This is a genomic window from Psychrobacter sp. CAM01 (assembly GCF_032842965.1).
GTDB classification, from domain to species: domain Bacteria; phylum Pseudomonadota; class Gammaproteobacteria; order Pseudomonadales; family Moraxellaceae; genus Psychrobacter; species Psychrobacter celer.
The window spans coordinates 127,777-136,426 of record NZ_JAWJBL010000009.1 but is presented as its reverse complement, the minus strand read 5'-3'; the positions used below and the strand labels follow the sequence as shown (position 1 = coordinate 136,426).

General features: G+C 49.5%; 7 protein-coding genes and 1 pseudogene. All 8 read left to right on the top strand.

The annotated features are described in order from the left end of the window. A pseudogene (locus R0I52_RS07875) lies at positions 1-122 on the top strand (IS5/IS1182 family transposase); the annotation flags it as partial. A gap of 306 nt (positions 123-428) precedes the next feature. Further along, a complete protein-coding gene (locus tag R0I52_RS07870) occupies positions 429-1,229 on the top strand; it encodes a transporter substrate-binding domain-containing protein (RefSeq protein ID WP_317053876.1) in 801 nt (266 codons plus the stop codon). 106 nt (positions 1,230-1,335) lie between these two features. Further along, positions 1,336-2,271: a transporter substrate-binding domain-containing protein gene (locus R0I52_RS07865; RefSeq protein ID WP_317053875.1), complete on the top strand. Its 936-nt coding sequence runs from the start codon at positions 1,336-1,338 to the stop codon at positions 2,269-2,271. 101 nt (positions 2,272-2,372) lie between these two features. Continuing rightward, a complete protein-coding gene (locus tag R0I52_RS07860; RefSeq protein ID WP_317053874.1) occupies positions 2,373-3,281 on the top strand; it encodes an ABC transporter substrate-binding protein in 909 nt (302 codons plus the stop codon). A 478-nt stretch (positions 3,282-3,759) separates the two neighbouring features. Beyond that, positions 3,760-4,494, top strand: coding sequence for an ABC transporter permease (locus R0I52_RS07855; RefSeq protein ID WP_075101739.1), 735 nt, complete (start codon positions 3,760-3,762; stop codon positions 4,492-4,494). A gap of 12 nt (positions 4,495-4,506) precedes the next feature. Further along, positions 4,507-5,232: an ABC transporter permease gene (locus R0I52_RS07850; RefSeq protein ID WP_317053873.1), complete on the top strand. Its 726-nt coding sequence runs from the start codon at positions 4,507-4,509 to the stop codon at positions 5,230-5,232. A 60-nt stretch (positions 5,233-5,292) separates the two neighbouring features. Further along, positions 5,293-6,009: a fumarylacetoacetate hydrolase family protein gene (locus tag R0I52_RS07845; RefSeq protein ID WP_317053872.1), complete on the top strand. Its 717-nt coding sequence runs from the start codon at positions 5,293-5,295 to the stop codon at positions 6,007-6,009. A gap of 377 nt (positions 6,010-6,386) precedes the next feature. Then, positions 6,387-8,588: a PhoX family phosphatase gene (locus R0I52_RS07840; RefSeq protein ID WP_317053871.1), complete on the top strand. Its 2,202-nt coding sequence runs from the start codon at positions 6,387-6,389 to the stop codon at positions 8,586-8,588. Positions 8,589-8,650 lie beyond the last annotated feature (62 nt).

The window sequence follows — 8,650 nt, the reverse complement described above, 5'->3', positions numbered from 1 at the left end:
TAGAAAATGCTTTCGCTAAGCTAAAACAGTATAGGGCGGTTGCCACCAGATTTGATAAACTCAAGCAGAGTTATGAGAATACGGTCGCGCTCGCTTGTGCTTATATCTGGCTCAAATTATGAATGTTCAACACGCCCTAATTAACTAAGTCTGAAAACCACCTCTATAATAAAATCTAGCGCTTGGTCATGATTTTTAGCCATGGCTATGTGGTCAGTAGCATTTATGGTTTATTTCTCAACAATAACAGTCCGTATGTAAAACGTTTGTTTTTGATATTTTACTCAGGTATTATCAGAAGGTTTATAGGCGGCCGTGCATGATGGCTGTCTGTCTATTCTGCTATCTATATTGCTTGTCTGGCAGGGACGTCAGAGAACAAAATATCAGAACCCTATATCAAAAACTCATCAGAATTTAAGGAATGTATGATGTCGAATTCTCGCCTATTATGGTCGTCGATGACCGTTACTGCAGCGTTGATGCTGAGCGCTTGTAGCCAACCAGCCAATGAAACTGCTGATACCAATGCTGACGCACCGGCAGCAGAAACCGCTGGCAAGACCATTCGTATCGCCACCGAGGGCGCTTACCCTCCTTTTAACTATACCAATGCCGATGGTAGCTTGGGCGGGTTTGATATCGATGTGGCCAATGCGCTATGCGAGCAAATGCAGGCGGATTGTGAAATCGTCGCTCAAGAATGGGACGGTATTATCCCAGGTCTATTGGCGCAAAAATACGATGCGGTAATCGCAGGTATGTCTATCACCGCTGAGCGTCAAGAAAAAGTAGACTTTAGCGAGCCATACTTTGCCAACACCATGGTTTGGCTGACCAAAACCGATGGTAGCTTTGATCCGAACTCGGTCGAAAACCTCACGCTCGGCGGTCAGCGCTCGACCACGCCTGGCGCTTATCTACAAGATAATTACGAAGGCAAAGACGGCAACACCGTGCAGTTGTACGACAACTACGACAACGCTTACTTGGACTTAAAATCAGGCCGTAGCGATGCGGTATTGGCCGAGAAAGTCTCAGCCAAATCTTGGCTGGCAGACAATACCGAAGGCTTTGGTATTGTAGGCGATGAAATTGACAATGACGATAATATTGCCATTGCCGTGCGCAAAGGTGACTCACTCAAAGAAGACTTTAACAAAGCCCTGAGCGAAATCCGTAGCAACGGTGAATTGGCGCGTCTTGAGCAGATGAATTTTGGTCAATAAGCTGTCGGGCGTGTCAGCAAACGAATACTGACCCGCCTTATAAATAAACAGTAACCCATAAGTCATGAGTGACAAACGGCTGGTAAATATATTAAGGAATAACCCTATGACAATTTCAATGACTCGCTCTATGAGCAAAAAAGTCCTTTGGCTTGCGCCACTAAGCGCGGCCATGCTAATGCTGGCAGGCTGTAACAACAGCTCGGCACCAGCAGACAGCGCCGAGGCAGATGCAGCAGATGCCCCGTTAAACATTAAAATCGCCACTGAATCGAGCTACAAGCCTTTTAGCTATACCGATGCTGATGGCAAACTGATTGGCTATGAGATTGAGCTGGTCGATGCCTTATGTGCGCAAATGAAAGCAGAATGTGAAGTCATCTCACAAGACTGGGATGGCTTAATCCCAGGGCTCAATGCACAAAAATTTGATGCCGCCATCGCGGGCATGTCCATCACCCCTGAGCGTAAAGAAGTGGTGGATTTTAGTGACCCTTACTTCCATAGCGGTATCATCTTGATCGGTAAAAAAGGCGATGATCTTTCTATCGATGCGCTAAAAGGTCAGCCGATTGCGTCTCAGCGATCAACCGTTGCCTCACAGTATCTACAAGATGAGCACAGCGATGCGGATATCAAACTCTATGACACGCAAGACAACGCGTATCTAGATCTTACCTCAGGTCGCGTGCGCGGTATGATGTCTGATAAAGTGACAGGCATTGACTGGCTAAAAACAGAAGCTGGGCAAAACTACGAAGTTAAAGGCAATGAGATCAGCAGCAACGATGATGCGATGGGTATTGCTTTTCGTAAAGGCGATCCGCTAGTAGCGAAGTTCAACAAAGCCTTGTCTGAGCTAAAAGCCAATGGCACCTACGATCAAATCACGGGCAGCTATTTTGGCACCAGCTCAACCGCCGCTGCGCAACAAGCCGTCGCCACAGAAGGTGTGGAAGAAGTGCTGGTCGTTGATGATGGCGATGTCGATGCCAATGCGGTCATCGCTGACCAAGAGCAAGCAGAAGCCGCAACGAACTAATCTTACCGCTCATCGCCATTTGGGCGCATAGGGTCATCTCTGTGATTGCTGGCGCAAGATAGCGATGAGTATTGTTTTTATCACAACTCTCAAGGATGATCATGAATAATCGTTTTGACCAACGCCGCGCCGTCGCCACTGTACCTGCCAAAAGCCCTATCAGCGTCCGACGTTGTTTAGCACCGTTTATCGCGATAAGTGCGCTTGTTACGTTGGTCGGTTGTGGTACTGGTCAAAACGAAACCGCCTCTGATGACCCTCAAGACACAGCCGCCGCTGCTGCGACAGGTGAAGTGCTGCGTATCGGTACCGAAGGTGCTTATGCGCCGTTCAACTATACCAATGCTGATGGCAGTCTTGGCGGGTTTGATGTCGATATTGCCAATGCCATCTGCGCTGACATGCAGATGACGTGTGAGATCATGGCGCAAGACTGGGATGGTATCATTCCAGGACTCAAGGCGGGTAAGTACGATGCCATCGTCGCGGCGATGTCGGTCACGCCTGAGCGCGCCAAGCAGGTGGCATTTACCGAGCCATACTTTAGTAATGCGCTGGTGTTTTTGGCCAAAAAGGACAGCAGCTTTGATCCTACCAATAGCAGCGACATCAATGTGCACTCTATCGCCGCTCAGCGCTCGACCATCTCATCGCAGTGGCTGGAGAACGCCTATCCAAAGGCCGATATCAAGCTGTATGATACCTTGAGTAATGCCTTTTTGGATTTGGGCTCAGATCGCGTCGATGCCATGATCTCTGATAAACTGCCAGCGCTAGAGTGGCTCGGCTCGCCATCAGGCAGCAATTATGCACTCAAAGGCGAGGAGATCGATATCAATGATAACTTTGCGATTGCCGTGCGTCCTAACGATGAAGCATTGCAAGCCAAAATCAATCAGTCGCTGGCCAATCTCAAGGCCAATGGCACTTATGATAAAATCAATGAAAAATACTTTGCCATGCCTACCAGTGCAGCGGCAACGCCAGCAGTAGATGACGCGGCGCAGTAAGCTTGGCGCCCCGTGTTTGGTAAAATCACAGGTCTGCTGAGATATTCTATGGCGTGGTTGTCATTATAAGACCATTTGTTATTAATTAGTCAGCACAAGGACATTGCCATTGGATTGCCAGTGGCGATGTCTTTTTTTGTTTTGGGCAAATCGGTGCGTGATGGCTGCAAAGAAAGGTCGACTTTTATCAAATCTATCTGATTTGTTTGCTATTTATCCTGATAAGTGTCTATTTAGGCAACGCTTTTACGTCTGAGTATTAACATAGCGGCGAGCGAATATGATAAAATCAGCGCTCATTTCTACTGTGTCAATTACCGTCGCCATAGTCGTATGAATACCACGTCACTCTATGACGCAAAAAACCGCCCGTCTATGCGGTTTTTTATACGACTATCAGCCGCGCTCAGCTATTGATGCTGATTCTTTTAACTCATATTTTGCAACTTGCTAATATAAAGAGACTGAGTGGATAATTGTGTTTGATTTACAAGGATTTGGCGCGCTTTTATTAAGCGGCGCTACCGTCACCATAAAGCTTGCGCTGACTAGCCTAGTCATCGGCATGGCTTTGGGCCTGCTCGGCGCGACAGCAAAGATGTCCAATATCTGGGTGCTGCGTAAGCTGGCGACTGTCTATACTGCCACGATGCGCGGCATACCTGAGCTGTTGTTGGTGCTGTTTATTTATTATGGCGGCTCCATACTGCTGATGAGCATCCTCAAAAAATTCGGCTATAACGATTATATCGAGATTAGCGCGTTTTGGGGCGGGGTCATGGCGCTCTCGATTGCCTTTGGTGCTTATGCGACCGAAATTTTTCGCATGTCGATTCAAGAGATTCCAGTCGGGCAACGCGAGGCCGCGCAAGCGATTGGTATGCGTCCGCTGCAGACTTTTTATCGTATCACCTTGCCGCAAGTGTGGCAGATTGCCTTGCCAGGTTTGGGCAATTTGTTTTTGGTGCTGCTCAAAGACACAGCGCTGGTCTCGGTTGTGGGTCTCAAGGACATCATGTATCAGTCCTCGCGGGCTGCGCAGTCGACACAGCAGCCATTTACGTTTTATATGGCGGCGGCCATTATTTATTTGGGTCTGACCATGTTGATTACCGGTTTTATGATGTGGCTTGAGTGGCGTGCCAATCCAGCGGCGCGCTACGCCAAAAAAATCAGCCGTCAGTCAACACAACGTCAATCGACCATAGGGTAGAGGAGAGAGACTATGGATTGGAATTGGCAGGTCATCTTTGACCATATCCCTGATTTGATGGGTGGTGCGGTGCTGACCGTACAGCTGGTGGTGGTATCAGGTATCATCGGATTGTTTTTTGGTCTGATTTTAGCGCTGCTACGCCTATCGAAAAATTGGGCAGTACAGATATTACCATTTTTATATATTTTCTTTTTCCGTGGCACGCCGCTACTGGTACAGATATTTTTGATTTATTATGGTCTGGGTCAGTTTGAGGCGGTGCGCAACTCGTTTTTATGGGAGCCGGTACTCAGTCAAGCTTACTGGTGTGCGATCATCGCCTTTACCATGAATACCAGTGCGTATTTGGCAGAGATCATTCGCGGTGCGATTCAGGCCATTCCCGTAGGCGAGCTAGAAGCTGCGGATGCGCTGGGCATGTCGAAGTGGCAAAAACTGACCCGCGTGACACTGCCGCGCGCCTTTGGTATCGTCATCCCTGCTTATAGTAATGAAGTCATCTTTATGCTAAAAGGTAGTGCGCTGGCCTCGACCATTGCTTTGATGGATATCACCGGGGTGGCGCGGACGATCAGTGCGCGAACCTATACTTTGATGGAGCTGTTTTTTGCAGCAGGTGTCATTTATCTGCTATTGTCGTGGGTGATCTTGTTTAGCTTTAGAATGTTTGAAAAACGTATGAATCGCCATGCCAGCTATGTACCACCCGATGTGGCGACCAATACCATCCCTTAAGGATATCAGTCAGCATCGCTGCTTTTGATGTTTGTGAATAACTTGCTGTGAGAGCCGAGTATGAGTCAATCGCCCCATATGTCGCTGGTCAATGCTATCGCCGCCAATGCCAATAATGATGAGAGCATGACCGATGCCAATCAAAGCTTGCGTGCACCGATTGGTAAAGTGGTTTGTGTCGGTCGTAATTACGCCGCGCATGCTCGCGAGCTGGGTAATGAGGAACCTAGCTCGCCGATGTTGTTTATGAAACCCGCCTCTTCGGTGGTGTCTATCCGCCAAGGCGTGGTCCGTCCAGATCCGGCAGTATTTGGTGACACGCACTATGAGACCGAGCTGTGTATCCAGCTGGCAACGGATTTATCTGCTGCGACGATGGAGGAGGCAAAGCAAGCCATCGGTGCGGTGACGGTGGGGCTGGATTTGACTTTGCGCGACTTGCAGTCTGAGCTAAAAGCAAAAGGCCATCCATGGGAGCGCGCCAAATGCTTCGATGGCGCTTGTGTGCTGGCTGACTGGCTCGACCCCCAAGCGTTTGGCGACTTTCGCAATGTCGCCTATCAGCTGTATATCAATGATACCCTCAAGCAAGATGGCGATACTGCTTTGATGCTGTTTCCGGTGTATGAGCTACTGGTCAATATCAGTCATGCCTTTAGCTTACAGGCAGGCGATGTGATTATGACGGGTACGCCAAGTGGTGTTGGGGTGTTACATGCTGGCGATACGCTGACCCTAAAGCTTGGCGCGCATGAGTGGCAGGCAGAGGTACACTAGGACATTGCCTAGCTAGTGCGTACTTTATCTAATGAAATTGTCTAAAAATCCCAAGTGACCGCTTGGGATTTTTTATTGGCGCTGTTTTTTATGAAAACGACTTTTATGGGAATGGTTTTTTATGACAATGGTTTTTTATGACAATGGTTTTTATAAGAGTGTTTTAGGAAGCTATTTGATGAGCGTGGTTGACGCTTATCTCTGTAACAACTTGGCAGCCTTTGGTGGGCCGCTGAGTGATAGGTTTAGCAGTTATTGTCAACGTACTGTCATAAATGCTCGGTAGACTTGAGCGTAACTTATATGGTTGTGGTGGATTTGATAAAGCCGCAACCTATCCTTTACGCCACTCTAGCCAACTAGCAAGGTGACTGAACATGACGTTACTGAACAAACCGCTCGCTCATGAAGCCGTAGAAGACTCAAACACGAGCAATAATATCGAATTTCAAACCATCATCAATCGCCGTATGCATCGTCGCCATATCTTAAAAGGCGGTACAGGGCTGACGGCGGCGGCGTTTTTTGGGGCGCTGCCTTTGGTTGGCTGTAGTGACGACGATGACGACAGCCCATCTCGCCTGCCCAGCGACGATGACCAAGCCGCCATCCCAGCACAAGGGAATCTCAAACGTCCCGATACCCTAAAATTCACTGCAGTGGCGCATTCGACAGCCGATACCATGAGTGTGGCAGAAGGCTATCAGGCAGAGATGATATTGCCACTAGGGACACCGCTGATGTCTGGTATCGCTGACTGGAAGGACAACCGTGAGCAGTCCGCTGAGTCGTTTGAGTGGCGCATGGGCGACAACCATGATGGCATGTGGTTTTTTGGCAAAAAAGGCAATAACTACGATGCCAAAGCCTCTAAAAACGGCCTGCTGGTTATGAACCATGAGTATGTCAATAGCAGTGAGCTTAGCCCATTTGGTTACCATGTCATCTCGGATAACAATGCGGCACCCATTTATCAAAACCGTCGTCTGGCCAGTGATGTGCGCCGCGAGGTCAACTGCCACGGGGTCGCTGTCGTTGAGATGACGCGCCGTGCCGATGGGGTGAGTTATGAGATGGTAAAGGATTCAAAATACAATCGCCGTATTACCAGCAGTACGCCCGCCCAGCTGACGGGCCCTGTGGCAGGCTCTGATTTGGTCAAGACAAAGTTTGATCCAACAGGGTTTCAGACGCGCGGCATCAATAACAACTGCGGCGCAGGACTGTCGCCTTGGGGTACCTATCTGACGACAGAAGAAAATTTCTTGGGCGTATTTGCGCGTGGTCAAGACGCCGAGCAGCTAAGCGGAGGTCATAACTACGGGCGTGAGCGCTATGGGGCCAGCGAAAACTTCCCTGGCTGGGAGTATCTATGGCATACGCCTTATGCCAAAGATGAAATCATAGCTGACGAGTTTGCCCGCTGGGATATGACCGCGACAGGCGCTGATGCTACTGAGGATTATCGCAATGGCTTTAATACCTTTGGTTACATCACCGAAATCGATCCTTTTGATCGGCACTCAGCACCGCAAAAACGCACGGCACTCGGTCGTTTTGCACACGAAAACTGTGCGTATGCACCCGTCGAGTCAGGTAAACCTGTGGTGTTTTATATGGGGGATGATGCGCGTGGCGAGTATATTTATAAGTTTGTCTCAAAGGCACGATGGTCCAATGCAGATATCGGCGGCGGCCTCAAAGCTGGCGACAAATACCTAAATGAAGGCACGCTGTATGTGGCGGTGTTTCACGAAGACGGTCGCGGCGAGTGGCGGCCACTGGTCCATGGACAAAATGGACTAGATGCGACCAATGCTGAGATGCCCTTTGCTGGGCAAGATGAGGTGTTGGTCTTTGCGCGCGCTGCTGCCGATGCCTTGGGTGCGACCAAGATGGATCGTCCAGAGTGGGTATCGGTGAGCCCCATGACAGGCGAGGTGTATGTGACCTTGACCAACAATAAATATCGCGGCGAGCGTGAGGATCAGCCTCTCTCAGCAGCCAACCCGCGCAGCTACGAGGCGCGCGGCAAATCCCGCGGAAATGATAATGGTCATATCATTCGCTGGGCCGAAGCAGGCGGAGACCATGCGGCAACTCGCTTTGAGTGGGATATATACTTGTTTGCCGCGCCCAGTGAGCTGGCGGCAGAGAACTTATCGCAATTAAACAAAAACAATGACCTGTCATCGCCTGATGGTCTGTACTTTGATCCGCGCGGGGTTTTATGGATTCAGACCGATGATGGCGCGTATACCGATACCAGCAGTTGTATGCTATTGGCCGCGTTGCCTGGTCAGGTCAATGATGGCGCGACGATCACCACATCTGCAGGCCAGCAAACCCGAGTCGGAATGACTGCTAGTGATGACAATATCAAACGTTTTTTTGTCGGTCCTGAAGGCTGTGAGGTGACAGGCATCACCATGACGCCAGATTTTAAGACGTTATTTATCAATATCCAGCATCCTGGCAATACGTGGGGCGCGGTGGCTGGAGGTAGTACGCCGCGCTCGGCCACCGTGATGATTACGCGCGAAGATGGCGATGTTATATTGGCAGAATCCTTTACTTAGAGCGCTTGGGTGACTCGGCTGCGATAGTGAAATGGCTGCAATAGTGAACGGCTGCGATGGTA

Coding starts and splice junctions, on each gene's coding strand:
- R0I52_RS07850 (WP_317053873.1), top strand. CDS start 4,507: ATGGATTGGAATTGGCAGGTCATCTTTGACCATATCCCTGATTTGATG.
- R0I52_RS07865 (WP_317053875.1), top strand. CDS start 1,336: ATGACAATTTCAATGACTCGCTCTATGAGCAAAAAAGTCCTTTGGCTT.
- R0I52_RS07870 (WP_317053876.1), top strand. CDS start 429: ATGATGTCGAATTCTCGCCTATTATGGTCGTCGATGACCGTTACTGCA.
- R0I52_RS07845 (WP_317053872.1), top strand. CDS start 5,293: ATGAGTCAATCGCCCCATATGTCGCTGGTCAATGCTATCGCCGCCAAT.
- R0I52_RS07860 (WP_317053874.1), top strand. CDS start 2,373: ATGAATAATCGTTTTGACCAACGCCGCGCCGTCGCCACTGTACCTGCC.
- R0I52_RS07840 (WP_317053871.1), top strand. CDS start 6,387: ATGACGTTACTGAACAAACCGCTCGCTCATGAAGCCGTAGAAGACTCA.